Raw genomic sequence first — 26,624 nt, 5'->3', positions numbered from 1 at the left:
CGTGGAGGAGACCGACGCGCAGATCGTCCGGCTGCTGTCTGTCGACGGCCGGATGTCTTTCACCGACCTTGGCCGCGCCACGGGACTGTCCACGAGCGCGGTCCACCAGCGTGTCAAGCGCCTGGAGGCGCGGGGTGTCATCACCGGCTACCAGGCACGGCTCGACCACGACGCGGTCGGCCTCGCGCTGACGGCATTCATCTCGATCCGGCCGATCGATCCGAGCCAGCCTGACGACTCGCCAGAGCGACTGCGTCACCTCGACGCGATCGAGTCCTGCTACTCGGTGGCTGGCGAGGAGAGCTACGTGCTCATGGTGCGGGTCGGCACCACAAGTGACCTAGAGACGTTGCTCGCGGAGATCCGGGCGGCCGCGAACGTCTCGACACGGACGACCATCGTCCTCTCGACCCCGTACGAGAACCGCCCGATCGGAGGCTGACCCTGCATGGCCGATGTGGCCACCTACACCGTTCGACGTGTCGTCGAGCCCGAGCCAGAGCTGCTCGACTCGCTGCACGCACTCATCACGCGACTGGTGGAGGAGGGGGCAGCACTCGGCTGGCTCGAGCCACCGAGCCGGTCCGACGTCGGCGACCTTCTCGGTGATCTCGTCCACGAGAGCGACCTCGACGACGCCTGCCTGGCGGTGGCCGAGGACCCCGAGGGACGGGTCGTCGGCTTCGCCTACTGGTCTCGCCGGATCGGCGAAACCGAGCAGCCGCACGCCGACATCGGCCGCGTCGCCGTCTCGTCCGACGCGCGCGGGGGCGGGCTCGGCCAGCGGCTCGTCACCGAGCTGATCGACTACGCACGCAAGGCCGGCATCGAGATCCTGACGCTCGACGTACGCGGCAACAACCACGCGGCGATGGCGCTGTACGAGCGGCTGGGCTTTCGCGAGTACGGCCGCATCCCCGACTTCGTGGCGATCGGCGACCAGCGCTGGGACAACGTCTACTTCTGGCTGGACCTGCGCCCCGACGAGCACGACCTGACCCTGCACGGCGACACTCCGACCGGGCCCGGTGCCTCCGAGGTGCGGTGATGTCGGCGACTCCCGGGCGGGTGCTCCATCGTGGTCTGCGGGTCGGAGGTCTCCCGCACCTGGTTGCGCTCGCCGTCGAGGACGGCGCGCTCGCCTGGGTCGGGCCCGATGCGGAATCCGCGGCGTGGGCCGACGGTGCCGACGAGGTCGTGATGATGCCGGGGGTCCTGGTGACTCCCGGCTTCGTCGACGCGCACGTGCACCTGGAGATGACCGGCCATGCGATGCGGGGCCTCGACCTCGCCGGCTCGCGGTCGCGTGTGGAGGCGCTGCAGCGGCTCGCCGCCCACGTCTCACGCGTCGACGACCTGGTCGTCCACGGGCACGGCTGGGACGACAGCGACTGGCACGACGGGTCGCTGACCGGGGCGGACCTCGACCGCGCCGCGGAGGGGCGCGCGGTCTATCTCGCGCGCGTCGACGCACACTCAGCCGTCGTGTCAGCAGCGCTCGTGACTCGGGTGCCTGCGCTCCGCGGCCTCGACGGATGGCAGGGCGACGGCAGGATCGAGCGCGACGCCCACCACCTCGTACGCGGCTACCTCGAGACGGTTCCCGATCTCGGGGACCGCAAGGCGTCGATCGCGACGGCACTTCGGGCCGCGGCGGCCGCCGGCATCGTCTCGGTCCATGAGCAGGCCGCGCCTCACATCGTCCCGCTGGACGACCTGGCGAGCATCCGCGCGCTCAGCGCCGAGCGTGTGCTCCCGCACGTGGTCACGTACTGGGGTGAGGCCGGCGCCTTCGAAGCCGCGCGCGAGCACGGCGTGACAGGCCTCGCCGGCGACCTGAACGTCGACGGCTCACTCGGCTCTCATACGGCGGCGCTGCACGCGCCGTACGACGACGACCCGACAACGAGCGGCCACCTCTACCTCGACGCCGACGCCGTCTGCGCCCACGTCGTCGCCTGCACCCGCGGGGGCCTGCAGGCAGGCTTCCACGTGATCGGCGACCGGGGGAGCGAGGCGCTGGTCGCCGGGCTGCGGCAGGCGCGCGACATCCTGGGCACCGACAGCCTCCGCTCGGCACGGCACCGCGTAGAGCACCTCGAGATGCCCTCAGGAGCCCATCTGGAGCTCCTCGCGCAGCTCGGGGTCACTGCCAGCGTCCAGCCTGCGTTCGACGCCGCATGGGGCGGTGACGACGGCATGTACGCAGCCCGAGTCGGACGTGACCGGGCTCGGCGGATGAACCCGTTCGCGGCGATGGCGGCGATCGGGGTCCCGATGGCGTTCGGGTCCGATGCACCAGTCACGCCCTTCGCGCCGTGGAGTGCGATCAGCGCGGCGACGCAGCCACGCTCGGGCGGTCGCGGACTCTCGGTGCCCGCCGCGCTCCATGCGCACACTGTCGGCGGTTGGCACGCCGCCCGCATCGACGGAGCGGGCACGCTCGACGTCGGGGCGCCTGCCCATCTTGCGTTCTGGGAGGTGCCGCCCGAGGCGGATCCGCTGGAGGCTGCGCTCGCAGGCGAAGCACGGTGCGTACGCACAGTCGTCGCGGGCCGTGTCGCGTATGACGCGATCACCTCCAGTAGGCTTGACGGTTGACAGCAGCGCCGAGGTTCGGCACTGTCGTACGAGATCGCCTCTCGGATGCCGGCGAGTATCACGGGGAGAGGCCCAACGCCAGAGGCCCTGGCGCCCACTAGACAACAGCGCGAGCTGGTCCGAAGGGTGTCAGGCCTCTGGCGGATCACGTTCTCGGGCTCTCCCGGTCGGGCAGCGACGGCCGTTCGGTAGCGTGGTGCCGTGCCGCACGTCTTCTCTTCCCTCGACCGGACCTGGCTCCGACGGACCAGTTCAGCCGTGGTCGCGGGGCTGATCGTCTCCTGCGGCTTCGCGCCCCTCGAGCAGGCCTGGCTCGTGTGGCCCGGTCTCGTCCTCTTCGTTGTGGCCCTTCGCGGGGCGACCCCGGCTCTCGGCGCCTGGCTCGGATGGGTCTTCGGTACGTCCTTCCTGCTCGTGCTGCTCAACTGGGTCCTGGTCTTCGACGTGCCGGGCGCCTATGTCGCGCTGGCCGCGTTCGAGGGACTGTTCTACGCGGGGTTCGGCGCGGTGTTCGCCGTCCTCGTACGCCACCGCGCGTGGCCGCTGCTTGGCGCGCTCGCGTGGATGGCCGCCGAGATGCTGCGCAGCCTCCTGCCGTTCGGCGGGTTCCCGTGGGGGCGGCTGGCCTTCGCCGCCGTCGACACCCCGCTCGCCCCGCTGGCGCGGTGGCTCGGCGTTTCTGTGCTGTCGGGCGCGGTGTTCCTCACGGCCGCGCTCGTCGTGTGGGCCTTCACGCGCCGCAGCGCCGGCGCGGGCCGCGTACGCCGCCTCGTCGTCGGTGCGGTCTCGATCGCCGCGGTGTTCGCGCTGGGAGCGGTGCTGCCCGTCGGACTCGCGGGGGAGGGGCGCTCGCTCCAGATCGCCGTCATCCAGGGAGACGTCCCCGGCACCGGCGCGCAGTGGTACGGCGAGCAGCGCGAGGTCCTCGAAAACCACGTGCGCGTGACCTCGCAGTATGCGGCGCGGGTGCACGCGGGCGAGCTGCCGCAGCCCGACATGGTGCTGTGGCCCGAGAACGCCTCTGACATCGACCCGATCACGGACGTGGCCGCGGGCGAGATGATCGCCGGCGCCGCACGCGATGTCGGCGCGCCGATCCTCGTCGGCGCCATCCTTGACGGCCCCAGCGACGGCACCGCGTACAACGCCTCCGTCGTCTGGGACCCGGAGACCGGGCCCGGTGACCAGTACGTCAAGCAGCACCTCGTGCCCTGGGGCGAGTACGTGCCGATGCGGGGCTTCTCGGAGTGGCTCGTGCCGCTGCTCGCGGAGGAGGTCCCGCGCGACATGCTCTCCGGCGACGAGTCGGGCGCGGTGCGGATCGGCGACGGCGTGGTCGGGACGATGACGTGCTTCGACGTCGTGTTCGACAGCCTCGTCCGCGACGCGGTCCTCGACGGTGCGGAGATGCTCGTCGTGCAGACCAACAACGCGACGTTCACCGGCACGCCGCAGCCGGAGCAGCAGTGGCAGATCTCGCGCCTGCGGGCGATCGAGTCCGGCCGATACGTGGCCGTGCCGTCGACGAACGGGATCAGCGGAGTGATCGGTCCGGACGGTAGCGTGCAGGCGACGGCGCCGGAGCAAGAGCCGGCGTACCTCTCCGAAGAGGTCCAGGTCGCGACCTCGGTCACCACGGGGACACGGTTCGGCGTGTGGATCGAGCGTGCCTCGCTCCTCGTGGTCGGCGCTGTCCTGGCCGTGGGGATGCTGCGGCGGAAGGTGCGACGCCGGTGAAGACTCTCGTGATCGTCCCGACGTACAACGAGGCCGACAACGTCGTCCCGCTCGTCGGACGCGTCCGCAAGGCCACCCCCGACGTGGACGTGCTCGTCGTCGACGACGGGTCGCCCGACGGTACGGGCGAGCTCGCCGACAAGATCGCCGCCGACGACCCGCAGGTCCAGGTCCTCCACCGCACGGCCAAGAACGGCCTCGGCGCCGCGTACCTCGCCGGCTTCGCCTGGGGTCTCGAGCGGGGGTACGAGATCCTGGTGGAGATGGATGCGGACGGCTCGCACCAGCCCGAGGAGCTCTACCGCCTGCTCGACGTCGTCGAGGCCGGCGCCGATCTGGTGCTCGGGTCGCGGTGGGTGCCGGGCGGCGACGTCGTCAACTGGCCCGTACGCCGGGAGGTGCTGTCGCGCGGGGGCAACCTCTACACGCGGCTGGCCTTGGGGTTGCCCCTGCGTGACGCAACGGGCGGCTATCGAGCCTTCCGGGCCGACGCGCTGCGGGAGATCCTCGACGGGGGAGTCGCCTCACAGGGCTACTGCTTCCAGGTGGATCTGGCGCGACGGGCCGTGCGCGGCGGGTTCGACGTGCGCGAGGTCCCGATCACGTTCGTCGAGCGGGTCGCCGGTGAGTCCAAGATGGACGGCGCGATCGTCCGCGAAGCGCTCTGGCGGATCACGGCGTGGGGTGCGCGCGACCGGACAGATTGGCTGCGCCGCGTACGCTCGAAGCAGGACGCCTGAACCTGCGGTCGAGGTCGCGGGCGAGGAGGGGATGAGGACATGACGGTACGTCGAGGAGTCGCGGCGACGTTCTTGCTGCTGCCCGTCATCGAGATCGCGCTCGCCGTCGCGGTGAGCAGCTGGATCGGCGTCGGAGCCACCATCATCTCGCTCATGGCGCTGTCGCTCGTGGGCATCGTCGTGATCCGCGAGACCGGACGCCGAGGCTGGCAGGACCTGCGTCTGGCCGCTCGCGACGGCGTTCCGCCCGAGGGAGGCAGCGGCCGCGGTCTGACGATGCTCGTGGGCTTCCTGTTCGCGGTGCCTGGTTACCTCACGGCGGTCGCGGGCGCGCTGCTGCTGCTCCCGCCGGTCCGCAAGGCGGTGCGCACGCGCAGCCGTCGCTGGGCCGAGCGTCAGGGCACGTGGGTCGTGAGCGAGCAGTTCCAGCGCCGTACGAGCGGGCATGCGACCTCGCCCACCGTCGTCCAGGGCGAGGTCGTCGACGACTGACGCCCGCGGCTCAGTCCCTCGGTGCGTGCCGGTCGTGGTGGTCCAGCAGCGTGCCGAGAAGCGCCGTGAAGCGCACACGTTCATCCGGTGACAGCGGAGCGAGCAGCGCTTCCTGGGTGTCGGCCAGCTGCGTCTCGAGGCGCCGTAGCTGTCGTGCTCCAGAGCTGGTCAGCGAGATGACGTTGCGTCGTCGATCCGAGGGGTCGGGCGCGCGCTCGACCATCCCGTCGTCGGCGAGCTCGGTGATGGTGGCGACCATGTCGCTGAAGTGGATGCCGGTGCGGCGGCCCAGCGTCGCCTGGCTGGCCGCGCCGAACTCGTCCAGCGTCGCCAGCACACGGTAGTGGTAGCCGCGGGCACCGACGGACGAGAACGCGTCAGCCAGCAGCCGGTGCGCATGGTGCGCAGTCTGGGAGAGCAGCCAGCTCGGCAGGCTCCTCCACGTCGCAGGCCTCTCCGGGGATGAATCCTCCATGGAGCGAGTCTAAATCAGATCGTTAGGGCGACTAACGATTGGGTAGGTTGGGATCCATGATCACTCCGTACTGCATCGACGTCCCCCAGGCCGACCTCGACGACCTGAACGACCGGCTCGCTCGTACGCGCTGGCCCAACGAGGTCGCCGACGCCGGGTGGGACTACGGGTTCCCGCTGGCGCGGCTCAAGGAGCTGGCCGGGCTCTGGCGCACCGGCTACGACTGGCGTACGCACGAGGCCGCGCTCAACGAGCTCCCGCAGTTCACCACGGAGATCGAGAGTCAGAACATCCACTTCGTCCACGTACGGTCTGCCGACCCGGACGCGCTCGCGCTGATCCTCACCCACGGGTGGCCCGGCTCGTTCCTGGAGTTTCTCGACGTGATCGAGCCGCTGTCGCGCGACTTCCACCTGGTGATCCCCTCCATCCCGGGCTACGGCTTCTCCGGTCCCACCCACGAGCGGGGCTGGGACGCCGCCCGGGTGGCGCGAGCCTGGGCCGAGCTGATGCGCCGTCTCGGCTACGACCGCTACGGCGCGCAGGGGGGCGACTTCGGGGCCGGCATCTCGATGGCGCTCGGCGCGGTCGCCCCCGAGCAGGTGGTCGGTGTGCACGTGAACTACCTGCCGACCCGACCGGATCCGGACGTCGAGCTGTCAGCAACCGACGAGGCCCGGCTGGACAAGGTTCGACAGCTGATGGCGGCACGCCCGCCTTACCAGGCCTTGCAGGCGCTCACTCCGCAGACGATCGGCTATGCGCTGACGGACTCGCCGGTCGCCCAGCTGGCCTGGATCGCCGAGCGCTTCGCGCAGTGGACGGACCCCGGCTCGCCGGTCAGCGACGAGCGGATGCTCACCAACATCTCGCTGTACTGGCTGACCGCGACCGCGGCCTCCTCGGCACGACTGCACCGAGACACCGCGCGACAGGCCGCGCCGTGCCCGGTCCCGCTCGGCGTGGCCGTGTTCGCCCACGACATCACGCAGTCGGTGCGACCGCTGGCCGAACGGCTGTACGACATCTGGCACTGGTCGGAGTTCGAGAGCGGCGGTCATTTCGCTGCGATGGAGGTGCCCGAGCTGCTCGCCGAGGACGTCCGGGAGTTCTTCTCGCGAGTGCGCGCGCAGTGACGCGCGGGCAAAGAGAAGCCTGGGCCGTACCACGGGGGGACGGTACGACCCAGGCGATCAGGGGATCTCGAACAGGTTCCCGAGAATGTGGAACCGCTTAGATCATGCGGTGCGCTTGCGCGCCTTGGCCTTCGTCTTGGCCTTGGCCGGGCGGTGCAGGTGAGCCGGACCGATCTCACCGGCCCGCAGCAGCTCGAGCCGCTCGGTCAGGATCTCCTCGAGCTCGGGGATCGAACGCCGCTCCAGCAGCATGTCCCAGTGCGTACGAGGGGCCTTGACCTCCTTGTGCTCCGGCTCGCTGCCGTCGACGAGACGCCCCATCTTGCCGCTGCGCGGGTCTTCCCACTCAGCAGGAAGCTCGGCGTCGTCGGCCATCGTGACCGTGAACGTACGGCCGTCGGGCAGGACGTACTCAACCTCTTGACGCGGGGCCATCTCCACGCCACGCTCATCCTCGAAGCTCTGGGTTCCGAGGCGCGCCCCCCGGAGTGCGCGTTCTGCCATCACTGCCCTCCCGACTCAATCAAACGTCTGATGCGTACGGCACGTCTGTCCGTTTCCGTACGCCCTGTCCAACGTATCGGGGGCTCGTGAGATTCCCCTGAGAGCCCACCGTGTCGTACGACACGCCCGCTCTCAGACGGACTGGGGCACCTCGCGCCCGGCCTCCGTGATCGCACGTCTTGCGTCCAGACGCACCAGAAGCACGAATCCGACGACGAAGAACGCGATCAGCGCGAAGATCGCCGGCCGATACGACCCGGTGAGCTGGTGCACCAGACCGAAGACCAGGGTACCGAGCCAGCTCGTCCCACGCTCGGCGGCCTGGTAGAGCGAGAAGTACTCGGCTTCTCGTCCCGCCGGGATCATCTGGGAGTACAACGACCGCGACAGCGCCTGTGTTCCGCCCATGACGATACCGATCCCGGTCGCGAGAACGAGGAACGGCACAACCTCGCCCTCAGGCATCACGTAGCCGCAAGAGACGATCACCATCCAGACGACGAGGCCGCCCATGATCGTCCGGCGCGCCCCCGCCCGCTGCGCGATCACACCGAACGACAGCGCACCGGCGATCGCGACGAACTGGACGAGGAGGATCGTCGCGATGAGCACCTCGGCGGAGAAGCCGAGCTCCTTCTGGCCGAAGATCGACGCCGAGTAAATGACCGTCTGGATGCCGTCGTTGTAGAAGAGGTAGGCGACGAGGAAGAGCATCGTCTGCGGGTAGTTCTTGAGGTGCTTGAGCGTGCTCCACAGCTGGCCGAAGCTGCGGCGCACGAGGGCACCCTCCGTGCGGTCCTCGCCGTCCGGCAGCGCCGTCGGCGGGTGGTCCCGCAAGCCTCGGTAGGCGACGACGGTGAAGCCGCCCCACCACAGGCCCGCCGACAGCAGGCTGATCCGGACCGCCGTGTCGGTGCCGATCGCGTCACCCGCACCGAGGACGAGGCCAAGGTTGAGGAGAAGCAGGAGGCCGCCGCCGAGGTAGCCGAAGGCCCACCCTCGCGACGACACCCGGTCTCGCTCGTCGGGTGTGGCGACGTCGATGAGGATCGCGTCGTAGACGGTCAGCGAGGCGCCCATGCAGAGGTTGGCCACCACGAGCAGCACGGCCCCGAGCTCCCAATTGCTGCCCGCGACGAAGAACATCGCGCACGCGGCCGCCGCGCCGGTCCAAGCGAACCTCGCCATCAGTCGACGCTTGGACGTGACGCGGTCGGCGACGGCACCGACGATCGGCAGCACCAGCGCGGACAGCAGCGTGGCGAAGGTGACGACGTAGAAGACCAGCGACCCCGCCGACAGTCCCAGCCCGAACAGGTCGATGTTCGCGTGGCACGGGTTGTCGGTCGTCCCGACCCGTCCGCACGCGTCGCGCTCGGCGACGGAGGTGAGGTAGGGGCCGATGAGCACGGTGCCGACGCTCGTGATGTAGGCCGAGTTGGCCCAGTCGTACCAGTACCAGGCGCGCTGCTCTCGGCGGCGCCCCAGGGCGGTGCCGGAAGCGTCAGCGGAGTTGGCGACGGTCATTCGGGGGCTCCTCCAGTCCACTGACCGCGGGCGGTCAGGACGTCGCGCAGGACGTCGATCCGGTCGCTCATCAGTCCGTCCACCCCGAGGTCGAGGAGGCGCTCCATCTCTGCGGCGTCGTCGATGGTCCACACATGGACCGCCAGCCCGAGGTCGTGCGCAGCACGGACGAACCGCGGCGTCACGATCTCCAGCCAGCCTCGCCGCGTCGGAACCTGCACGCAGGCGACACCCGACGCACGGATCCGCGGGAGCACCCGCCACGGGTGCGCCATCACCCGCGCGATCTCCGGCGGCGACGCCGAGGTGGCCAGGCGAGGGGCCAGCGCCCGGATCCGCGCGAGACGCCGGTGGGAGAACGACGCGAGGCAGACGCGTCCCTCAGCACCGGTGTCGGTGATCGCCTGCAGGGTCGGGGCGATCGCCGCGGTCTCCTTGACGTCGATGTTGACGTACACGTTGGGGAACGCCGCGAGCATGTCGCTCAGCAGCGGGACCGGCTCGCGCCCACCGATGCGGGCCTTGTGCACCTCGTCGGCGGGAAGCCTGGCGAGGACGCCTGCCCGGTCGGTCGTCCGGTCGAGCGAGGCGTCGTGGAACGCGAACACGGTGCCGTCGGCCGAGGTGCGCGCATCGGTCTCGAGGTAGCGATAGCCGAGCCGGACCGCGTTCTCGAAGGCGGCGAGGGAGTTCTCGATGCCCCGGTTAGGGGCGTAGTGCGCACCCCCGCGGTGCGCGTACGCGAGCGGGGTCGCCGAAGCGCGGAACGGTGGCACCGGGTCGGTCACGGGGCCAGTATGCCGCCCCCGGGTTCACGCACCAGGGTGCTTGGCACACCTCGTACGGGGCGAGATCGGGTGAGGCTGGACGACGCATCAGCACCGACCGATGAGGATGAGCATGACTGCACGTACCGCCACCCACCCCGTACGACGGGGAGTGCCACTTCTCGGAACACTGACACTCGCTGCCGGGCCGAGGCGGCGACGCTCGCGGGTCGGGCCCGAGGGATCGCGGACCGTATCGGCGCGGCCGGTGTCTCGCGGCAGCTCGAGGACCTCGCGCCGCGGACCGACTCGGACGGCGAGAGCGGGTCACGCGTGGACCGACTCTCGACTGCCGAACTGTCGGTGTGCGAGCTCGCCACGTCGGGCTCGATCAACCGCCAGATCGCCGAGCAGCTGTTCCTCAGCATCAAGACCGTGGAGTGGCACCTGTCGGCGAGCTACGCGAAGCTGCGCATCCGCTCGCGCAAGGAGCTCGGCGAGCACCTGGGCGCGGCGGTCGAGTAGGGGTCTCGATACACCGGCTCGTTCCTCGCCGGCACTCGACCAGCAGGGGGTGGCCGAGACCCTGCCGCTCAGATGTCGCGGAAGGTCTCGATCTCGGCGCCCAGGGCGTTGAGGCGCGCAGCGAGATCTTCGTACCCGCGGTTGATCACGTAGACGCTGCGCAGCACCGACGTCCCCTTGGCCGCCAGCATCGCGATCAGGATCACGACGGCCGGTCGCAGTGCCGGTGGGCACACGAGCTCGGTGGCGCGCCAGCGCGTCGGACCCTCGATGAGGACGCGGTGCGGGTCGAGGAGCTTGACGTTCGCACCGAGTTTGTTGAGCTCGGTCAGATAGATCGCGCGGTTCTCATAGACCCAGTCGTGCAGCAGCGTCGTCCCGGAGGCCGTCGCCGCGATCACCGCGAAGAACGGCAGATTGTCGATGTTGAGTCCGGGGAACGGCATCGGGTGGATCTTGTCGATCGGCGCGTGCAGCACCGACGGGTACGTCGTGATGTCGACGAGGCGGGTGTGGCCGTTCTCGGCGAGGTACTCGTCGCTGCGGTCGTAGGTGAAGCCCATCTCCTCCAGCAGCGCGAGCTCGATCTCCATGAACTCGATCGGCACACGACGCACGGTGATCTTCGACTCGGTGACGATCGCCGCGGTGATCAGGCTCATCGCCTCGATCGGGTCCTCGCTCGGCGCGTACTCGACGTCGACGTTGATGCGCGAGCGACCCTTCACACGGAGCGTGGTCGTCCCGATGCCCTCGATCTCGACGCCGAGGCGCTCGAGGAAGAAGCACAGGTCCTGGACCATGTAGTTGGGGCTGGCGTTGCGGATGACGGTCTCGCCATCGTGCCGCGCAGCGGCCAGTAGCGCGTTCTCGGTGACGGTGTCGCCGCGCTCGGTGAGCACGATCGGTCGTACAGGGGAAACCGAGGGGTCGACGGTCGCGTGATAGCTGCCCTCGGTGGCCTTCACCTCGAGCCCGAACGGGCGCAGCGCGGTCATGTGCGGCTCAACCGTGCGCGTGCCGAGGTCGCAGCCACCGGCATAGGGAAGATCGAACGACTGCTCGCGGTGCATCAGCGGGCCGAGGAACATGATGATGCTGCGCGTACGGCGTGCAGCGTCGGCATCGATCGACGACAAGTCGAGGGTCGTCGGCGGGATCAGCTCGAGGTCGCCCTCGTCGCCGATCCAGGTCGTCTTGAAGCCGATCGACTCCAGCACCTCGAGGAGCCGGTTGACCTCCTCGATGCGGGCGACCTTGCGCAGCGTGGTGCGGCCCTCGTTGAGCAGCGCCGCACACAAGAGGGCGACGCCGGCGTTCTTGGAGGACTTCACATCGATGGAGCCGGAGAGCTTGGTCTCGCCAACGACGCGCAGGTGGCTAGGGCCTGACGTGCCTAGCGCCACAAACTCGGAGTCGAGCGCGGCACCGATGCGCGCCAGCATCTCCAGCGTGAGGTTCTGCTGGCCCTGCTCGATGCGGTTGACCGCACTCTGGCTCGTCTTCAAGAGTTGAGCGAGCTCCGCCTGGGTCAGGCCGCGATGCTTCCGCGCGTCGCGAATGAGGTTCCCGATCCGGGTCAGGTAGTCGTCAGTCATGTGCTCCACCGTATCTCACATGTGAGATAGATCGTCGAATATCGGAGTGTTCCGCGTGTCACGTGACGCAGGTGCCTGACCCGAGAACAGACACCCGCCACCACCGTACGGGGTGGTTCAATGGCGCGATGAGCAACCCCTCTGTCGTGTCGGCGACCGGACGCGAACGGCCCATCGATCCTTTCGTCCACGCGCTCCCGAAGGCGGAGCTGCATGTCCACCTCCTCGGCGCCGCGTCCGTGGAGACCGTCCTCGGGCTCGCACGTCGGCATCCCGAGGTCGGGGTGCCGGTCGACGAAGAGGCGCTTCAGGAGTTCTACCGGTTTCGTGACTTCGCGCACTTCATCGAGGTCTACATCCAGACCAACCAGCTCGTCACGACGCCGCAGGACGTCGAGGACCTCGTCGCGGGCGTCGGTGCGGACATGGCGGCGCAGAACATCCGCTACGCCGAGCTCACGGTGACGCCTGACAGCCAGCTCCTCATGGGGATCGCTCCCGACGCGCTCGCCGAGGCCCTCACGCGAGGCCGTGCGCAGGCCCGTACGAGCGGCGTCGAGCTCGCGTGGGTGTTCGACATCCCCGGAGAGCTCGGACTGCCGTCGGGGGAGCGGACGATCGACTGGGTCGAGCGGCACGCACCCGACGGCACCGTCGGCTTCGGGCTCGGCGGTCCCGAGATCGGTGTCGAGCGGCCGCAGTTCGCGGAGGTCTTCGCGCGTGCACGGGCGCTTGGGCTCAAAAGCGTCCCGCACGCAGGGGAGACCACGGGACCCCAGACCGTACGGGACGCTCTGGACGCGCTCGGCGCCGTACGGATCGGGCACGGCATCCGCGCCGCAGACGACCCGGCGCTGGTCGCAGAGCTGGTCGAGCGCCAGATCCCGTTGGAGATCGCACCGACCTCGAACCTGTGCACGGGCGCGGTCGCCTCGCTCGACGAGCACCCCTTCCCGGCGCTGCGCGACGCCGGCGTCCTCGTGACGCTCAACAGCGACGACCCCGGGATGTTCGACACGACGCTCGAGCACGAGTACCAGCTCGCTCACGACACGTTCGGGCTGAGCCTCGCCGACCTCGCCGATCTGGCGCGTGCGGCGGTCGATGCCTCGTTCGCGGCAGGCGAGGTCAAGCTGCGGATCCGCGACGAGATCGACGCCGTCGTCGCCGAGCTGCTGCTGGAGTCCTGACCTGGTCGTGGCACGCCGGGCCTCAGACCGTCAGACGTCGAACACCGAGCCGAGGGCGTACGTCGTCACCATCGCCAGCGCCCCACCGATCACGGTACGGAGGGTCGCGCGGGCGGGAGGTGCGTGACCCATGCGCGCGCTGATCCACCCGGTCAGCACGAGCGCGACGATCACGGCGCCGAAGGTCACCGGGATCCGCGCGGTGACCGGGACCAGCACGATCGCGAGCAGGGGGAGCATCCCACCGATCGCGAACGAGACGATCGAGGCGACCGCCGCATGCCAGGGGTTGGTCAGCGCCTCGGGGTCGAGGTGCAGCTCGGCATCGGCGTGCGCGGCGAGCGCATCGCCCGCGCTCAGCTCGATCGCCACCTGCCGGGCGAGATCCTCGCTCAGCCCCTTGTCGACGTACTCATGCGTCAGCTCGGCGAGCGCGGCTTCGGGGTCACGCGTGAGTTGCTCGCGCTCGGCGTCTAGGAGTGCGCGCTCGGTGTCGCGCTGCGTGCTCACCGACACGTACTCGCCCGACGCCATCGACAGCGCTCCCGCGGCGAGTCCGGCCAGCCCCGCGGCCAGGATGACCGGGACCGACTTCGTCGCGGCGGCCATCCCGATGACAATCCCGGCGGTCGAGACGATGCCGTCGTTGGCACCCAGGACCCCGGCGCGCAGCTGGTTCAGCCACCCGCCGAGGTCCTGCTGGCCCGACTCGGGCGCCGCAGCGCTCATCTCACGCGCTCGTGGTCCCGTCCTGCCCGAGAAGCAGCGCCTGCTCGGCCCCGCCCATCTCGGCCACGCGCCCCCAGTAGACGAGGTACGCGACGTCGGAGATCGTGCAGTCGTGGATCGGGAACACGACCCGCGGCGCCACCGCCCGTACGAAGTCGACCGTCTCGCTGACCTTCGCCCAGGGAGCGCTGAGGGGCACGGCGAGGACGTCGACGTCGCGCGGCACCGACGCGTACGAGTCGCCCGGGTGGAACAGACGGGTGCCGTCGGCCTCGACGAGGATGCCGACATTGCCGACCCGCGGCATGTCCGGGTGGATCACCGCGTGCTCGAAACCAACGCCCGTGAGCGTCATCGACCGGCCCAGCTCGACGGTGACGTCGGCGGCGGTCGGCTCCCAGACCCCGAACCCTTCGAGCGCCGCGACCGTCTGCGGCTCGGCGAGCAGCCGCGCGTCGGGGTTGCCCGCGAGCAGCCGCTCGATGCGGGCCGGGTCGACGTGGTCGGGATGCTGGTGGGTGACGACGATCGCGTCGAGACCGGTGAGGTCGAAGACCTCCTCGCGGCTGAAGGTGCCCGGGTCGATCAGAACCCGGTGCGGGCCGGACTCGAGGAGGAGGGCGGCGTGGCCGAAGCGCGTGATGTCCATGAGGCCATTTACCCACAGCACACGAGATAGCGTCGCGACTAGGCTTCTGGACATGCGGGAGCGCGAGATCCTCACCTGGGACCTGTACGGCACGGCGATGCGCCAGCTCGCGCAGACGGTCACGGACAGCGGGTTCGCGCCGACGATCGTCCTCGGCATCGCGCGCGGCGGGCTGATCCCTGCCGGCTCCCTCGCCTACGCGCTCAACTGCAAGAACCTCTTCACGATGAGCGTGGAGTTCTACACCGGCGTCGACACCCGTCTCGACGTGCCGGTGGTGCTCCCGCCCTTCCTGGACACCGCCGACCTCACTGGCGCAGACCTGCTCGTCGTCGACGACGTGGCCGACACCGGCAAGACGCTGGAGCTCGTGCACGCCTTCTGCGCCGACCACGTCCGGTCCGTGCGCACGGCGGTGATCTACGAGAAGCCGCGCTCGGCGATCAAGTTGGACTTCGCGTGGCGCAGGACGGACGCGTGGATCAACTTCCCGTGGTCGAGCGAGCCGCCGGTCGTGCGGCGTACGGGCGTCGTCGACGCCTGAGCGCCAAGCGCCTAGGGACGGCGGGCGACCACCTCGAGCGTGGGGCCGCTGTAGCGCTCGCTGAGCAGCGCCCACCCTCGCAACAGACCTGCGCTCGTCGCGGTGAGCCGCGCGGCCAAGAGGCCACCGGGACGCAGCGCCTCGACCACCCGCGGCCACAGTGTCGGACCGGCGTCGCCGAGCAACGCCGTCCGGGTGAGGACGAGATCGGCGTCGGGGAGACGGCTCATGCGGGGGAGCGTGCCGACCACGGTCGTGAGCCGATCGAGCGCGGCGACATCAGCGGCGGCGCGGACACGCTCGTGGACCTCGGGGTCCTCGTCGATGCCGATGACGGTCCATCCGAGCCCGAGCAGCGCGGTCGCCTCGACCCCGTTGGGGCACCCGATCACGACTGCCGTACGGCCGGCGCCCGCGCCAGCGAGTGTCAGCGCGGTCGAGCACAGCGGGGGCACGGTCGAACGGGGAATGCCGACCCTGGGGGAGGTGTCATGTCGCACGCGATGATGCTGTCACGGTTCGGTGACCGGTGTCGCGTGTGCGGCGGCGCGGTGCGCGACTTCCGTGTCCGAGTTGGAACATTGGCGCGCGCGTCGTCCGCCCTGCAACCCATAACTCCCCGACCTCGTTTGCCGCTAGCGTCCGAGGTCACACTGGTGCCCCCGAGGAGTCACAATGCGTCAGCCTCAGAGACTCACCTACCCCGTCGTGGCATTGCTCAGCGCTCTCGTCCTCCTCGGCGCCGAAGGCGCGCCGGTCCATGGCGACGAAGCAGAACCGGCCTCTGAGAGGGCGCCGGTCGTCGAAAGGTCGGAGGGTCTCGGCCCGGACCCCCTGGCACTCGACGGCCCCGTGCCCACCGCCGTCCAACGGGCTGTTGGTCAGCGAGTCACCGCACTTCTCTCGCCGGACGGTGAGAAGCGTTCCGACGGGGTTCCCGTTGGGCTCGACCACGGCGTGATCGGCGTGATCGGAAGCACGGCGGAGGGCTACACGCTGGTGGTGACCAAGGAGACTGACGGCAGGGCGCTCGTCGCGAAGCTCACCGCCCGCCTGCCGAAGGAGGCAGCGGAGGGACTCGAGGTGCGAGTCTCCGAACGCTCCGCCGATGACCTTCGCGAAGCGTGGCACGCCGCCTTCGCGCCAGAGAAGTGGCGTACAGCGATCGCCTCAGACGTCGCCGGGATGGCGGTGGAGCTCGACCCTGAGCGGGAGGCAGTGGTCGTGACGCTCGGCGGGGAGCCACCGCTTGCGGGGCGCCTCGACACGCTGGCGCAACCGCTGCAGGGCGTCGACGCCGGATCCGTCGTCGTCGAATACGGAGGAAAGGCCGGACGCGCCTCCCGAGCAGCCGACAGCGCCCCGCACTGGGGAGGGGCCAGAATCACCAAAGCCAGCGGCGCTTCTTGTACTGCGGGGTTCACTGCCCGCGGGAAGACCACCGGCACCTACTACTCGGTGACGGCCGGACATTGCGGCGCGAACGGCACCGACTGGCACTCCGGGTCATCTTTCTACGGCACGACCGCGGGCCGCGCGGACTACCCCGACTACGACCAGGCGCGTCTCGGCGGCTCCACGTACTCGCCGAACATCTACACCGACGGACTCGACAGCTTCTCCTCGAGGGTCGTGACCGGCGCGAACAACGGCGCGGTCGGAGACTCCGTCTGTGCCTCAGGCCAGGTCACCAAAGCGATCTGCGGCATCGAGATCAAGGCGCTCGACGCGACGTACTGCGACAACCCCGGTGTCGAGTCGACATGCACGTACTACCTCATGCGCGGCCGTCGTGACGACGACAAAATGATCGTCCGCGACGGCGACAGCGGTGGCCCGGTCTACCAGCGCAACACCTCGCTGCCCCGTGCCTCGATCCGCGGGATGGTGATCGCATACGACCTCAGCGGTGTGCGCCTTTATGCGGAGCGCTACACCTCGATCTCCGACCACCTGAACGTCACGGCCGTCACCGCCGGCTGACCGCGAGGCGTCGGGGCGTCGGGGCGTGAACAATGGCGCGACAGTCCACCCCGAGGAGACCCGATGTCCGTGATGCGCTCGATCGTCCTGTTCGGCGTGGCGGCACTTTTCGAGATCGGGGGCGCCTGGCTCGTGTGGCAGGGCGTGCGCGAGCATCGCGGATGGGCCTGGATCGGCGCCGGTGTGCTCGCGCTCGGTGCGTACGGGTTCGTGGCGACGCTGCAGCCCGACGCGAACTTCGGTCGCATCCTCGCGGCGTACGGGGGCGTGTTCGTCGCAGGGTCGCTGGTGTGGGGGATGGTGGCCGACGGGTTTCGGCCGGACCGATGGGACGTCGCCGGCGCGATGGTGTGCCTGGTGGGAGTCGCGCTCATCATGTACGCACCGCGAAACTCCTGACCTGCCGTCCACGAGCCGATAGTCTCCCGTTCATGAAGAGCCCATGGGGGATGCCGGCGCAGACGCAACGAATGTTCGCCCTCTCCGCCGCTGCCGTGCTCGCGGTGGCCGCGCTGGAGCGCGAGGCCGCCGTCGCGTGGCCGGTCCTGCTCCTGGCCCTGGCCGCGTGCGGTGTGCGCTGGGCACGCGTCGTCTTCGCGTTCGGCGCCGCGTTCTGGGCGGTGTTGGCCGTCTGGGGTTGGGGCTACGTCGTCGTGCACGGGGGCTCGATCGCCGCTGACGAGGCGCGCATGCTCGCCGCCGTGACGATGTACGCGGTCGCGCTGCTCGGCGTGACTTCACCGGCCGTCAAGCAGTGGGTCGGCGCTCAGCCCTCGCTGCGGACGATCTCGCAGTCCGCGCCCGGATAGACCAGAGCCTCGTGCCCGTCGTCGAACCGCACGACGTACGGTGGCTGCCCGTCGTCACCTCGTACGGTCACGATCTCTCCGCTGTGGTCGGGTGCACCGACCGTACGGCCGTGGAAGCGGATCCGTTCTCCGACTGTTGCGTGCATGCCCTCACCCCCTCCCGCCAGGCTACGGCGAGAGAGGGCGAGGGGTAAGCCCGGCGAGTTGGTCAGCCCTGCGGGACGCGGTCGAGGAACCCGGCGATGTAGCTCATGCGGCCCTCCGGCGACAGCAGTGCGACATCGGCGCCGACGATCGTGTCGGGCGCGCCCTCGGGACCAAGGTTCCAGGTGAACCGGACGAGGTCGTGGTGGCCGTCCACGAGGTCGCCGGGCGTGAAGCGCATCCCTGGCAGCTGGGCCTGGAGCGCCCCAACGAGATCGGTCAGTGCCTCACGGCCGGTCACGGCCGCCTGCGGGTCGGTGTAGGAGACGTCCGGCGTGAACGTACCCTCGGCGAGGGTTGCACGGGCATCCGCGTCGGTCTCATTCCAGAATGCCAGGTAGTCCGCGAGGAGCGTCTCATACGGCGTCGTGGTCAGCTCGGTCATCGGTCGATCCTTCCGTAGGGAGCCGCCGTGCGGCTCGGTCGAGGCTCCACCGTGACGGGGGAGAGGGAGGCGTGTCGATGACCTCGGAGGTCATGGTCGCTGATCGGCGGATGCGTCAGAGTGGACAACGTGACGATGCAGACGGAGATGGCACGGGCCGGAACGGAAACCCTGGGAGACCAGCTGCGGACGTGGCGGACACGGCGGCGCTACAGCCAGCTCGCGCTGTCGTCGGAGACTGGGATCTCGACCCGCCACATCAGCTTCGTGGAGACCGGCCGCTCTCGGCCGAGCAGCGACATGATCCTGCGCCTGGCCGACGCTCTCGACGTGCCGACACGTGACCAGAACAGGATGCTGCTGTCCGGCGGCTTCGCACCTGCCTTCCCGGAGCGGCCGCTCGACCACACCGACCTCGAGGCGGCGCGCGCCGCCGTACGCGAGGTGCTCGTCGCGCACGAGCCGTACCCTGCGCTCGCCGTCGACCGGCTCTGGAACGTCGTCGACGCGAACGCCGGCGTCGCCGCTCTGACGTCGCTCGCGTCGCCCGCCCTGCTCACCGGCCAGGTGAACGCGCTGCGGCTCACGCTTCATCCGGACGGGCTCGCGCCGCACCTCGTGAACCTCGCGCAGTGGCGCGTGTCGGTTCTCGCCGGCCTTCGTCGCGGAGCCGAGGCACGGGGCGACGACGAGATGTTCGCGCTCCACGACGAGCTCGCGGCGTACGAGGTGCCCGCGGGTTCGGACGAACGCGGTCCCGCCGGCGGTCAGGTGTTCGTCCCGATGATCGTCCGGGTCGGAGACGACGTGCTGACGTTCTTGTCGATCATCTCGACCTTCGGCACGCCGGTGGACGTGACGGTGGCCGAACTGGCGATCGAGACCTTCGTGCCCGCCGACGACGCCACACGCCAGTGGCTCGGTGCGAACGTGCTTCGTACGGAGTGAGCTCAGGCAGGGTGTGCGTCAGGCCGCCATCGGCGCGACAGTGGGGAGAGCCCAGCCGAGACGACGGAGACCCACGATGGCGACACGACTCAACCCGTACCTTTCCTTCCGCGACCAGGCGCGCGACGCGATGACCTTCTACCAGGGCGTCTTCGGTGGTGAGCTGACGACGGCCACGTTCGCCGAGTACGACGCGAGCGGGGATGCCGCGGAGGCCGACCGCCTGATGCACTCGATGCTCGTCACGCCGTCGGGCCTCGTGCTCATGGGCGCGGACACGCCCGCCGAGATGGGGGAGCCGACACCCAACGGCACCGTCTCCCTTAGCGGTGACAACAGCGACGAGGCCGAGCTGCGTGCGTACTGGGACGCGCTGTCCGAGGGCGCGTCGATCGCGGTGCCGCTGTCCGTGGCCCCGTGGGGCGACGCCTTCGGGATGCTCACCGATCGATACGACGTCGGATGGCTGGTCAACATCGCCGGCCCCGCATGACGGTTAGGCAGTCACGAGGACGACGTCCGTGTCCTGCCCCGGCCACCGGCCGCGCAGGGTCGCGGCGCCGTCCGCCGCCTCCCCGTCGAGCACCCGTCGGACGACGACCGTCGTGGGCCCCGCGTCGATGACGCTGACATGGGCGTCGCTGGCCGCGGACAGGGAACCGATAGCCGGGACTGCCGTACGAGGGCCGCCGCTCCCGGACACGAGGGTCGTGGTCTCGCGCGGCACGAGCCCGGTGTCGGTCTCGAGGACCTCGTCGGCCTGATGGCCGCCGGTGAGGATCGCCGTGAGCACCGCCGTCACGTATACCGGGTCCCCGCAGCCGTCGTAGATCCAGCGCGGGCCGAGCACGGAGTGCTCCATCGTCCCCACCAGAGCGTCGTCCGCCCCCACGAGCGGCGCCCCACGATAGGTCAGCGGCACCTGGAGCACGGGGCCTTCGCCACGGCGTACGAGGAGCGTCTCGATGCCCACCTCTCCGGCGGGGTCGTCGAACCGGTAGGCGCCCACGCGCTCGAGCGGCCCTCCACCCGCGGACCTGCCCCACGGCTGCCGCGGCACCCACTCCTCGAGGAGCTCGAGCTTTGTCGGACGGATCTCTGCTGTCTGGTGGATGAGGGCCATGCCGCCATCCCACCACGCGGCTTGCTCAGTCGGAAACGACTCCGGTGTTCTGGCAGGCGGTCAGCAGCCAGCGGCCCTCCTGCTTGGACATCACGTAGAGCGGCGCGCCCTCGCTCTCCTCGCCGGGCGTCAGGTAGCGCTGGCGCACCTTGACGGCCGCGACGTCCGGGCGGATGAAGAGCACGTGCACCACCTCGTAGGCGACTTTGCCGTCCCACTCGGCCGCCGGGAGGACCTGGCGGGTGAACGCCGCGATCTCGTCGAGGCCGATGAGCACCTTGCCGCCTCCCGTCGTCCAGATCGCGTCAGGGTGGAAGAGGGTGAGGAACTCGTCGGGGTCCTTGTGCTGCTGGGAGTGCTCGACCGTGGCCACGACCTGCGCGATCGCGTCGAGGTCTGCCGTACGGGGTGCGGTTTCGGTGGTCATGAACACCACCGTGCAACCTCAAGCGCCCTCGAGGTCAAGCGGCGGGTGCGCCCTCGCCCGCCTCGACGGCCTCCGCCACCTCGGCACGCTCGGCGTCCCGCTCCTCTCGGTAGCGCTTAAACGAGTACGCGACGGCGGACACCCACAGGGCGACGATGAGGACGTACACGACCGACCGCGCGTCACCCGGCGCATCGATCCAGTCGCTCTTGAGGAGCGTACGGACGTTGGTGAGGATGATCAGACCACCGACGAGCGAGCCGAGGACGCGCGGCGGGATGTGGCGCACCAGCCACGCCGCGATCGGCGCGGCGATCATTCCGCCGATGAGGAGCGCGAGCGCCCACGAGTAGTTCACGCCCTGCGAGCCGATGCCGACGATGAAGCCGAGGCTCGCGGCGACCGCCACGAGGAACTCCGAGGTGTCGATCGAGCCGATGGTCTTGCGGGGCTCGAGCCGGCCGCTCGCGAGGATCGCCGGCGTGCCCACGGGGCCCCAGCCACCGCCACCCGTCGAGTCGATGAAACCGGCGACCAGGCCGAGCGGGGTGAGGAAACGCTTGCGCAGCGGCTTGCCGAGGTTGCCCTTCGGAAGTCCCGCGACCGTGAACCGCGTGAGGATGTAGAGACCGAGCGCGAGCAGGATCAGCGACATCAGGGGAGCGGCCATCTCGGTGGAGAGGCTCGACAGGAACGTCGCGCCGGCGAAGGCGCCGAACGCACCCGGGATGCCGATCTTGGCGACGACCTTCCAGTCGACGTTACCGAAGCGCCAGTGCGCAGCGCCAGAGACGAGCGTGGTCCCGATCTCCGCGAGGTGAACGGTCGCCGACGCCGCCGCGGGGTTCGTCCCGATCGCGAGCAGGAGCGTCGTCGATGTCACGCCGTACGCCATCCCGAGGCTGCCGTCGACCAGCTGGGCTCCGAGGCCGACGAGCGAGAGAAGGATCAGGCTTCGCATTGACTCTCCATAAGATCTCTTAAGTCACGTGGTTCGATAAACATAACCAGATTTTTGCTCATGCTGCAAGAAAGTCGTCCGCTAGCGTTTCGCCGTGGATCGCGAGCAGATGGTGGCGTACGTCCGGGCCCGGCGCGACGGCGTCGTGACGACCGTCGGACCGGGCGGGGCACCGCAAGCGGCGTACGTCGAGCTGACGATGACGGCACGTGGGGAGGTCGTCTTCGACGCGCGCGCCGGCTCCCGCAAGGTCGCGAACCTGCGCCGGGACCCTCGTGTCGCCCTGGTCGTCGGGGGCTCGGACGGGACGACGCTGCAGGGCGAAGGCGAGGCCGACGTCCCGACCGGCCACGATCGCGCGCGATGCGTCGAGGCGTACGTCGCGGACCTGCCTCAGTACGAGGCGTCGCTGTCCGTCAGCGGCATCGTGCTGCTCCGGATTCGGCTCACCTGGGCTCGGCACGCCGACCACCGGGCAGACCCGGCCGTGATCGAGGACATCGACGTCACTTCAGGCTCGGGGTGATCATGCCCCGTCCGTCAGTGCCTCAGAAGCCGTTCGGCCAGCAGCGCGACGCCGACCCCGATCGCGGTGTAGAGGAGGCCGCACGTCACGACGTAGAGAAGCCCGAGGGCGCCGATCCGCAATCGAAGGTCGTCAAGGCCTTCACCCACATCCAGGCGCCGTGCCTCACCACAGCGGGCCGGCCGGCAGGTGCCCCGGTCGGCATGCACTGCCGGCCTCCAGCGACTTCCCCGAAGCCGCGGAGCTCGTCACGCGCCTGTACGAACGGCTCGGGTTCGACACCGTCGACAACAGCCCGTTGAGTGAGTCGTGGCGCAGCAATCCTGGCCAACCCGCGTGGATCGCCCACAAGCACCAGACCGGGCACAAGGGGGGGCCGCCCGGGTCAGCGCTTGACGCGTGTCACCCAGTACGGAGTGTCCGGCGTCGGCGGCGTCGTGAACCTGGCGTTCGGCAGATAGAGCCAGCGCCCGAACGAGGCCACCGTGGTCGGCACGTCGAAGTCCAGATCGGTGATCACCTTCACGAGGCGACCGCTCCGTCCCTTGCGGTCCAGCGTGAGGACGGCGATCTGGTTGAGCCGGTTCTGGACGACGTACAGGGTGCGCCCCTTCAGCAGCATCCCGTCGCCGTTGACGAGTGACGTGTCGCCGAGGTCGACCTTGCGGGTCTTGCCGGTGCGCTTGTTCACGCGGTGAAGCTCGCCGAGCGTCGAATTCACCACCAGGAGCGCCTTGCGGTCGGGCGTCTGCGTGATCCCGTTCGCGGCGAAGCCCGTGCCCTGGACCCAGTCGCCCGACAGCGGCAGCGTCACCACGTCGGACGGATCGCCCGGACGTCCGTTGCGGCGCAGCGGCACGCCGTACAGCTGAGGCTGCGACGAGTCGGTGAACCACGCCTTGCGCTTGGTGAGGACGACGTCGTTGACGAACGAGGCCGCCCTGGTGAACGTGTACGAGGCGATGATCTCGCCCGTACGGGAGCTGACGACGCGGCCGTCACCCGCCGGCCCTCCGGCGACGAAGAGCCGCTTGTGCCGGTCGGACTTCATCCCGACCGACGGCGTCCCGGGACCTTGGCTGATGATCTCCCCGGCGCCTGTACGGAGGTCGACCTCGTAGATGTCTCCATCGGCACGTGACCCGAACCACGCGGTCGGTCCGGGACCGAGTGCGATGCCTTCGGGCAGGAAGCCGTCGGGGAGCTCGAGGCGGTCAGGAAAGGCCTGCGCGGTGGCAGGAGGTGGGGCGAGCACTGCGGTGGCGAGCACGGCGGCAAGGGCGAGTACGAGCTTTCGTGGGTGCATGGTCGTCACTCCTCGTGACCGGGGAGGGGGACTCCGCCACCGTAACGAGGACGGGCGCAGAGTGCCAGGCTCAGTCGAGGACCCCGCTGAGGTCGAGGCGCGCGAGTCGCTCGGGACCAGAGAGCACGTCGATCGCGACGATCTTCCTGTCGGTGACCGTGAACGCCATGACGACCTGCGCCTCGCGACGCGGGACCACGATCACGCCGGCGGCTCCGTTGACGAGGACGTGGTGCACGAACGGCAGAAGCCGACTGGTCGTGACCGCCTGCGAGGAGACCGCCGCAGCGCCGCGCCGCGCGACCCGAGCATGCGGAACGCGACGGCGCGCAGCCTCGGGCGCTGCGCCTCGAACGCGTCCTCGAGCCACCTGTCGTCTGCTCCGAGCCGGTCCCGGTCCGTCACTGGTCGCTCGCTTCCGTGCGAGAGGACTCGCCATGAGCACCGTGCCGACCGTCGTCGTCATCGTCGCTGCCGCGTGGACCGCCTTCTCCGGTGTCGGCGTGCTGACCCGCCGGGCATTCATCGTCGACAACCTCGCCACGGCGACGTGTCTGAGCCTCTACTTCGTCGGAGCGGTCACCGTCGTACGGGCGCACGCGTACGGGCACGTGCTGTTCCCGTTGCTCACCTCGTACCGGCTGTCGCTGCCGACTGGCTCCTCGCGACCGCGGGCTGAACGGACGAGGCGGTAGAACAGGGGAGTGACGACCTGGGACACCGAGACCGCCGGAGTCGTGGGGCTGCCGTCCGGCCGCCTCGTACGGGGTCGCGGCCTGCGGGCAGCACGCGAACCCGGTGACGAGCCGACGCTCGCCGTCCATCTCACCGGCAAGCGACCTTCCGCGCGGCCATGGGAGCAGCGCTGGATCCTGTGGCGTGACTTCTGGGTGCCGTCCGATCCTGACGAGGCGACGTCGACGCTGCGTGAGGCGTACGACCGCGCTCCGGACGCGCGCGTCGAGATCGGCTGCGGCGGCGGCATCGGTCGTACGGGCACGGCCCTCGCCGTGCTGTGCGTGCTGGACGGGATGGAGCCGGATGCCGCGGTGGCATGGATCCGGGCGCACTACCACCCTCGAGCCGTCGAGACGCCGTGGCAGCGGCGCTTCGTCCGCCGCGTCAGACGAGGCTTGCCATGAGGCCGCCGTCGAGGACGTAGCTGCTCCCGGTCACCCACGTCGCGCGATCCGACGCCAAGAAGCAGGCGACTTCGGCGATGTCCTCCGGTGTGCCGAGGCGCCCCTGCTTCGCGGCGACCAGGTCACCGAACGGCACCTGCGTCGCGCCCTCGAAGTCAGGTCGGAGCCGGTCGACCATGCTGGTGTCGGCGAATCCCGGGCACACGGCGTTGACGCGGACGCCGGAGGCGCGGAGCTCGACCGCCGCGACGCGCGTCATCTGGATCAACGCGGCCTTGGTCGCGCAGTACGACCCGAGCAACGGGCTGCCTCCGAGACCGGCGATCGAGGAGATGTTGACGATGTTGCCGCCGGACTCGATGAGGTGTGGGGTTGCCGCCTTCATCGCGACGAACGGGCCGCGGACGTTGATGGCGAAGATCTTGTCGAAGCTCTCCGTGGACTGCTCGACCAGCGGGCTCGAGACTTCGATGCCGGCGTTGTTCACGAGGATGTCGAGCCCGCCCAGGATCTCCACCGCTGCCGCGATCGCCGCCTGGACCGCGGCTTCGTCAGAGACGTCGCAGTTCGCGGTTCCCGCTGCGCCGAGCTCGGCACGCGTCGCCTCGGCGGCGTCGGCGTCCACATCGCTGATGACGACATGAGCCCCCTCGGCGATGGCGAGGGCGGCGATGGCACGCCCGATACCCCTCGCCGAGCCGGTCACGAAGATGCGCTTGCCGTCGAGCTCTGACATCGGGGCCTCCTGGGTGTGTCGGGTGTCAGGAGGCTAACGCGCGGGTTCGCGGTCGGCTGACCAGATCGCGCAGCCCAGATCAGGCAGCGCCGTCGGTCGGGGCCCTCACCGCATCCGCACCCGCGGGTTCGGGCTCCCATCGCAGGAGGTCACCGGGCTGGCACTCGAGCACCTCGCACAGCGCCTCGAGGGTCGTGAACCGTACGGCCTTGGCGCGGCCGTTCTTGAGCACGGCAAGGTTCGCCGGGGTGATGCCGACGCGGTCGGCCAGCGCGCCCACGGACATCTTGCGCCTGGCGAGCATCACGTCGATGTCGACGACGATCGGCATCAGATCACCTCGTCGAGCTCGGACTGCAGATGCGTCGCCTCGGCGTCACGGGCCACCGCCTGAGCGAGCAGAGTCCGCAGGACCAGGACGAGCAGCGCGACGCCGGCGACCATGAGACCGACACCGCCGACGAGGAGGACGATCCCGGGTGCGACCGCTTCGCCGGGAGCGAGGACGACGCCGAGCGCGAAAGTGAGCAGCGACGCGACGGCGACCGCGCCGACGATCACGTCGACGTAGCGGAAGGACGCGGGCGAGAACACCGTGCCGCGACCCACCATCGTGAGGAGCCGCCACACGCAGACCATGACGACCTGCGTGGTGACGATCCCGAGGAGCACGACCACGACGACGGGCAACCGTACGGCAGTCGGCGCCTCGTTCAGGTCGACCGCGAGCAGCGGCACCATGACGACCTGGACGAACAACGAGCCGAGCAGGCCGAGGACGAGCACGACGCGCAGGGCGAGAACGGTGAGCTTCCCCATGGCGCACCTCCTATCGAATGATGATCTGAATCTATCGTTAA

General features: G+C 69.8%; 37 protein-coding genes. 18 read left to right on the top strand and 19 right to left on the bottom strand.

Going from position 1 to position 26,624, the window contains the following annotated elements:
• The first annotated feature begins 1 nt into the window (after position 1).
• The 6 genes from H4N58_RS10275 to H4N58_RS10250 all read left to right on the top strand — a co-directional run bounded on the left by H4N58_RS10275 (position 2) and on the right by H4N58_RS10250 (position 5,570).
• Positions 2 to 442 carry an Lrp/AsnC family transcriptional regulator gene (locus H4N58_RS10275; RefSeq protein WP_208322326.1) on the top strand — a complete coding sequence of 147 codons (441 nt, stop codon included), beginning with the start codon at positions 2 to 4 and terminating at the stop codon, positions 440 to 442.
• Positions 443 to 448: 6 nt separating this feature from the next.
• Positions 449 to 1,048 (top strand): GNAT family N-acetyltransferase, encoded by a 600-nt coding sequence (locus tag H4N58_RS10270; protein WP_167002756.1) that lies wholly within the window; start codon positions 449 to 451, stop codon positions 1,046 to 1,048.
• Positions 1,048 to 2,601, top strand: coding sequence for an amidohydrolase (locus H4N58_RS10265; protein ID WP_167002754.1), 1,554 nt, complete (start codon positions 1,048 to 1,050; stop codon positions 2,599 to 2,601). The genes H4N58_RS10270 and H4N58_RS10265 overlap by 1 nt, the downstream gene beginning before the upstream one ends.
• 258 nt (positions 2,602 to 2,859) lie before the next feature.
• Positions 2,860 to 4,338 (top strand): apolipoprotein N-acyltransferase, encoded by a 1,479-nt coding sequence (lnt, locus tag H4N58_RS10260; RefSeq protein WP_182397084.1) that lies wholly within the window; start codon positions 2,860 to 2,862, stop codon positions 4,336 to 4,338.
• Positions 4,335 to 5,078, top strand: a complete 744-nt coding sequence (locus H4N58_RS10255) for a polyprenol monophosphomannose synthase (RefSeq protein WP_208322325.1) — start codon at positions 4,335 to 4,337, stop codon at positions 5,076 to 5,078. Before lnt ends, H4N58_RS10255 begins: the two co-directional genes overlap by 4 nt.
• Before the next feature lie 39 nt (positions 5,079 to 5,117).
• On the top strand, positions 5,118 to 5,570 hold the full coding sequence (locus H4N58_RS10250; protein WP_167002748.1) for an FxsA family protein: 453 nt from the start codon (positions 5,118 to 5,120) through the stop codon (positions 5,568 to 5,570).
• Between the two features lie 10 nt (positions 5,571 to 5,580).
• On the opposite strand, the gene H4N58_RS10245 is transcribed toward H4N58_RS10250, so the two are convergent.
• Complete coding sequence (locus H4N58_RS10245; protein ID WP_167002746.1) at positions 5,581 to 6,045, bottom strand: MarR family winged helix-turn-helix transcriptional regulator; 465 nt, start codon at positions 6,043 to 6,045, stop codon at positions 5,581 to 5,583.
• A gap of 56 nt (positions 6,046 to 6,101) precedes the next feature.
• Here H4N58_RS10245 and H4N58_RS10240 point away from each other — a divergent pair, with 56 nt between their 5' ends.
• Positions 6,102 to 7,181: an epoxide hydrolase family protein gene (locus tag H4N58_RS10240; RefSeq protein ID WP_167250936.1), complete on the top strand. Its 1,080-nt coding sequence runs from the start codon at positions 6,102 to 6,104 to the stop codon at positions 7,179 to 7,181.
• A 102-nt stretch (positions 7,182 to 7,283) separates the two neighbouring features.
• Here H4N58_RS10240 and H4N58_RS10235 read toward each other — a convergent pair whose 3' ends face one another.
• From H4N58_RS10235 to H4N58_RS10225, 3 genes are all read right to left on the bottom strand, one after another.
• Positions 7,284 to 7,685 carry an RNA polymerase-binding protein RbpA gene (locus tag H4N58_RS10235; protein WP_167002742.1) on the bottom strand — a complete coding sequence of 134 codons (402 nt, stop codon included), beginning with the start codon at positions 7,683 to 7,685 and terminating at the stop codon, positions 7,284 to 7,286.
• A 132-nt stretch (positions 7,686 to 7,817) separates the two neighbouring features.
• Positions 7,818 to 9,212 (bottom strand): MFS transporter, encoded by a 1,395-nt coding sequence (locus H4N58_RS10230; protein ID WP_167250938.1) that lies wholly within the window; start codon positions 9,210 to 9,212, stop codon positions 7,818 to 7,820.
• Positions 9,209 to 10,000, bottom strand: a complete 792-nt coding sequence (locus tag H4N58_RS10225) for a glycerophosphodiester phosphodiesterase (RefSeq protein ID WP_167250940.1) — start codon at positions 9,998 to 10,000, stop codon at positions 9,209 to 9,211. The genes H4N58_RS10230 and H4N58_RS10225 overlap by 4 nt, the downstream gene beginning before the upstream one ends.
• Positions 10,001 to 10,312: 312 nt before the next feature.
• Here H4N58_RS10225 and H4N58_RS10220 point away from each other — a divergent pair, with 312 nt between their 5' ends.
• Positions 10,313 to 10,504: a helix-turn-helix transcriptional regulator gene (locus H4N58_RS10220; protein WP_167250942.1), complete on the top strand. Its 192-nt coding sequence runs from the start codon at positions 10,313 to 10,315 to the stop codon at positions 10,502 to 10,504.
• A gap of 68 nt (positions 10,505 to 10,572) precedes the next feature.
• Here the strand turns inward: H4N58_RS10220 and H4N58_RS10215 are convergent, their stop codons facing one another.
• Positions 10,573 to 12,102, bottom strand: coding sequence for a UDP-N-acetylglucosamine 1-carboxyvinyltransferase (locus H4N58_RS10215; RefSeq protein WP_167002734.1), 1,530 nt, complete (start codon positions 12,100 to 12,102; stop codon positions 10,573 to 10,575).
• 128 nt (positions 12,103 to 12,230) lie between these two features.
• Between H4N58_RS10215 and add the strand changes: the two genes are divergently transcribed.
• On the top strand, positions 12,231 to 13,292 hold the full coding sequence (gene add / locus H4N58_RS10210; RefSeq protein WP_167250944.1) for an adenosine deaminase: 1,062 nt from the start codon (positions 12,231 to 12,233) through the stop codon (positions 13,290 to 13,292).
• A gap of 30 nt (positions 13,293 to 13,322) precedes the next feature.
• Here add and H4N58_RS10205 read toward each other — a convergent pair whose 3' ends face one another.
• Positions 13,323 to 14,021 (bottom strand): VIT family protein, encoded by a 699-nt coding sequence (locus H4N58_RS10205; protein WP_167250946.1) that lies wholly within the window; start codon positions 14,019 to 14,021, stop codon positions 13,323 to 13,325.
• A gap of 1 nt (position 14,022) precedes the next feature.
• Positions 14,023 to 14,670, bottom strand: a complete 648-nt coding sequence (locus H4N58_RS10200) for an MBL fold metallo-hydrolase (protein WP_167251144.1) — start codon at positions 14,668 to 14,670, stop codon at positions 14,023 to 14,025.
• A gap of 52 nt (positions 14,671 to 14,722) precedes the next feature.
• On the opposite strand from H4N58_RS10200, the gene H4N58_RS10195 reads away from it, so the two are divergent.
• Entirely contained in the window at positions 14,723 to 15,214 is a 492-nt protein-coding gene (locus H4N58_RS10195) for a phosphoribosyltransferase (protein WP_167250948.1), read from the top strand.
• Between the two features lie 11 nt (positions 15,215 to 15,225).
• On the opposite strand, the gene H4N58_RS10190 is transcribed toward H4N58_RS10195, so the two are convergent.
• The gene (locus H4N58_RS10190; protein ID WP_167250950.1) at positions 15,226 to 15,714 is read right to left on the bottom strand and encodes a methyltransferase domain-containing protein; all 489 of its coding nucleotides are present in this window, start codon (positions 15,712 to 15,714) and stop codon (positions 15,226 to 15,228) included.
• Between the two features lie 175 nt (positions 15,715 to 15,889).
• Between H4N58_RS10190 and H4N58_RS10185 the strand changes: the two genes are divergently transcribed.
• The 3 genes from H4N58_RS10185 to H4N58_RS10175 all read left to right on the top strand — a co-directional run bounded on the left by H4N58_RS10185 (position 15,890) and on the right by H4N58_RS10175 (position 18,006).
• Entirely contained in the window at positions 15,890 to 17,197 is a 1,308-nt protein-coding gene (locus tag H4N58_RS10185) for a S1 family peptidase (RefSeq protein WP_167250952.1), read from the top strand.
• Between the two features lie 63 nt (positions 17,198 to 17,260).
• Complete coding sequence (locus H4N58_RS10180; protein ID WP_167250954.1) at positions 17,261 to 17,596, top strand: YnfA family protein; 336 nt, start codon at positions 17,261 to 17,263, stop codon at positions 17,594 to 17,596.
• A 32-nt stretch (positions 17,597 to 17,628) separates the two neighbouring features.
• Complete coding sequence (locus H4N58_RS10175; RefSeq protein ID WP_167250956.1) at positions 17,629 to 18,006, top strand: hypothetical protein; 378 nt, start codon at positions 17,629 to 17,631, stop codon at positions 18,004 to 18,006.
• Here the strand turns inward: H4N58_RS10175 and H4N58_RS10170 are convergent.
• Positions 17,964 to 18,152: a DUF1918 domain-containing protein gene (locus tag H4N58_RS10170; RefSeq protein ID WP_167002717.1), complete on the bottom strand. Its 189-nt coding sequence runs from the start codon at positions 18,150 to 18,152 to the stop codon at positions 17,964 to 17,966. The genes H4N58_RS10175 and H4N58_RS10170 overlap by 43 nt on opposite strands.
• Positions 18,153 to 18,214: 62 nt before the next feature.
• On the bottom strand, positions 18,215 to 18,595 hold the full coding sequence (locus H4N58_RS10165; RefSeq protein WP_167250958.1) for a nuclear transport factor 2 family protein: 381 nt from the start codon (positions 18,593 to 18,595) through the stop codon (positions 18,215 to 18,217).
• A 135-nt stretch (positions 18,596 to 18,730) separates the two neighbouring features.
• On the opposite strand from H4N58_RS10165, the gene H4N58_RS10160 reads away from it, so the two are divergent.
• Positions 18,731 to 19,543 carry a helix-turn-helix domain-containing protein gene (locus H4N58_RS10160; protein WP_243845129.1) on the top strand — a complete coding sequence of 271 codons (813 nt, stop codon included), beginning with the start codon at positions 18,731 to 18,733 and terminating at the stop codon, positions 19,541 to 19,543.
• 76 nt (positions 19,544 to 19,619) lie between these two features.
• A complete protein-coding gene (locus H4N58_RS10155; RefSeq protein WP_167002707.1) occupies positions 19,620 to 20,036 on the top strand; it encodes a VOC family protein in 417 nt (138 codons plus the stop codon).
• 3 nt (positions 20,037 to 20,039) lie between these two features.
• Here the strand turns inward: H4N58_RS10155 and H4N58_RS10150 are convergent, their stop codons facing one another.
• The 3 genes from H4N58_RS10150 to H4N58_RS10140 are packed head-to-tail and all read right to left on the bottom strand — an operon-like array spanning position 20,040 to position 22,054.
• The gene (locus H4N58_RS10150) at positions 20,040 to 20,666 is read right to left on the bottom strand and encodes a hypothetical protein (protein WP_167250960.1); all 627 of its coding nucleotides are present in this window, start codon (positions 20,664 to 20,666) and stop codon (positions 20,040 to 20,042) included.
• Positions 20,667 to 20,691: 25 nt separating this feature from the next.
• On the bottom strand, positions 20,692 to 21,093 hold the full coding sequence (locus tag H4N58_RS10145) for an SgcJ/EcaC family oxidoreductase (RefSeq protein WP_167002703.1): 402 nt from the start codon (positions 21,091 to 21,093) through the stop codon (positions 20,692 to 20,694).
• Between the two features lie 34 nt (positions 21,094 to 21,127).
• Positions 21,128 to 22,054: a sulfite exporter TauE/SafE family protein gene (locus H4N58_RS10140; RefSeq protein WP_167002701.1), complete on the bottom strand. Its 927-nt coding sequence runs from the start codon at positions 22,052 to 22,054 to the stop codon at positions 21,128 to 21,130.
• A 94-nt stretch (positions 22,055 to 22,148) separates the two neighbouring features.
• Between H4N58_RS10140 and H4N58_RS10135 the strand changes: the two genes are divergently transcribed.
• Complete coding sequence (locus H4N58_RS10135; RefSeq protein WP_167002699.1) at positions 22,149 to 22,580, top strand: pyridoxamine 5'-phosphate oxidase family protein; 432 nt, start codon at positions 22,149 to 22,151, stop codon at positions 22,578 to 22,580.
• A 14-nt stretch (positions 22,581 to 22,594) separates the two neighbouring features.
• On the opposite strand, the gene H4N58_RS20640 is transcribed toward H4N58_RS10135, so the two are convergent.
• The 3 genes from H4N58_RS20640 to H4N58_RS10125 all read right to left on the bottom strand — a co-directional run bounded on the left by H4N58_RS20640 (position 22,595) and on the right by H4N58_RS10125 (position 24,256).
• Positions 22,595 to 22,729: a hypothetical protein gene (locus H4N58_RS20640; RefSeq protein ID WP_255490710.1), complete on the bottom strand. Its 135-nt coding sequence runs from the start codon at positions 22,727 to 22,729 to the stop codon at positions 22,595 to 22,597.
• Between the two features lie 236 nt (positions 22,730 to 22,965).
• On the bottom strand, positions 22,966 to 23,886 hold the full coding sequence (locus H4N58_RS10130) for a superoxide dismutase (RefSeq protein WP_167250962.1): 921 nt from the start codon (positions 23,884 to 23,886) through the stop codon (positions 22,966 to 22,968).
• 70 nt (positions 23,887 to 23,956) lie between these two features.
• On the bottom strand, positions 23,957 to 24,256 hold the full coding sequence (locus tag H4N58_RS10125) for a hypothetical protein (protein WP_167002695.1): 300 nt from the start codon (positions 24,254 to 24,256) through the stop codon (positions 23,957 to 23,959).
• A 67-nt stretch (positions 24,257 to 24,323) separates the two neighbouring features.
• On the opposite strand from H4N58_RS10125, the gene H4N58_RS10120 reads away from it, so the two are divergent.
• Positions 24,324 to 24,581 carry a hypothetical protein gene (locus H4N58_RS10120; protein WP_167002693.1) on the top strand — a complete coding sequence of 86 codons (258 nt, stop codon included), beginning with the start codon at positions 24,324 to 24,326 and terminating at the stop codon, positions 24,579 to 24,581.
• 9 nt (positions 24,582 to 24,590) lie between these two features.
• Positions 24,591 to 25,028, top strand: a complete 438-nt coding sequence (locus H4N58_RS10115) for a protein-tyrosine phosphatase family protein (RefSeq protein WP_167002691.1) — start codon at positions 24,591 to 24,593, stop codon at positions 25,026 to 25,028.
• On the opposite strand, the gene H4N58_RS10110 is transcribed toward H4N58_RS10115, so the two are convergent.
• The 3 genes from H4N58_RS10110 to H4N58_RS10100 form a co-directional block, all read right to left on the bottom strand.
• Positions 25,009 to 25,764, bottom strand: a complete 756-nt coding sequence (locus H4N58_RS10110; RefSeq protein ID WP_167250964.1) for an SDR family NAD(P)-dependent oxidoreductase — start codon at positions 25,762 to 25,764, stop codon at positions 25,009 to 25,011. The genes H4N58_RS10115 and H4N58_RS10110 overlap by 20 nt on opposite strands.
• A 79-nt stretch (positions 25,765 to 25,843) precedes the next feature.
• Positions 25,844 to 26,095, bottom strand: coding sequence for a helix-turn-helix transcriptional regulator (locus H4N58_RS10105; protein WP_167250966.1), 252 nt, complete (start codon positions 26,093 to 26,095; stop codon positions 25,844 to 25,846).
• Positions 26,095 to 26,583 (bottom strand): DUF2975 domain-containing protein, encoded by a 489-nt coding sequence (locus H4N58_RS10100; RefSeq protein ID WP_167250968.1) that lies wholly within the window; start codon positions 26,581 to 26,583, stop codon positions 26,095 to 26,097. The genes H4N58_RS10105 and H4N58_RS10100 overlap by 1 nt, the downstream gene beginning before the upstream one ends.
• Positions 26,584 to 26,624 lie beyond the last annotated feature (41 nt).

Origin of the sequence: Mumia sp. ZJ1417 (genome assembly GCF_014127285.1) — a bacterium.
In the GTDB taxonomy this organism is placed as follows: Bacteria; Actinomycetota; Actinomycetes; order Propionibacteriales; family Nocardioidaceae; genus Mumia.
The sequence above is the reverse complement of the archived record's forward strand: the minus strand, read 5'-3'. Positions and strand labels throughout refer to the sequence as shown.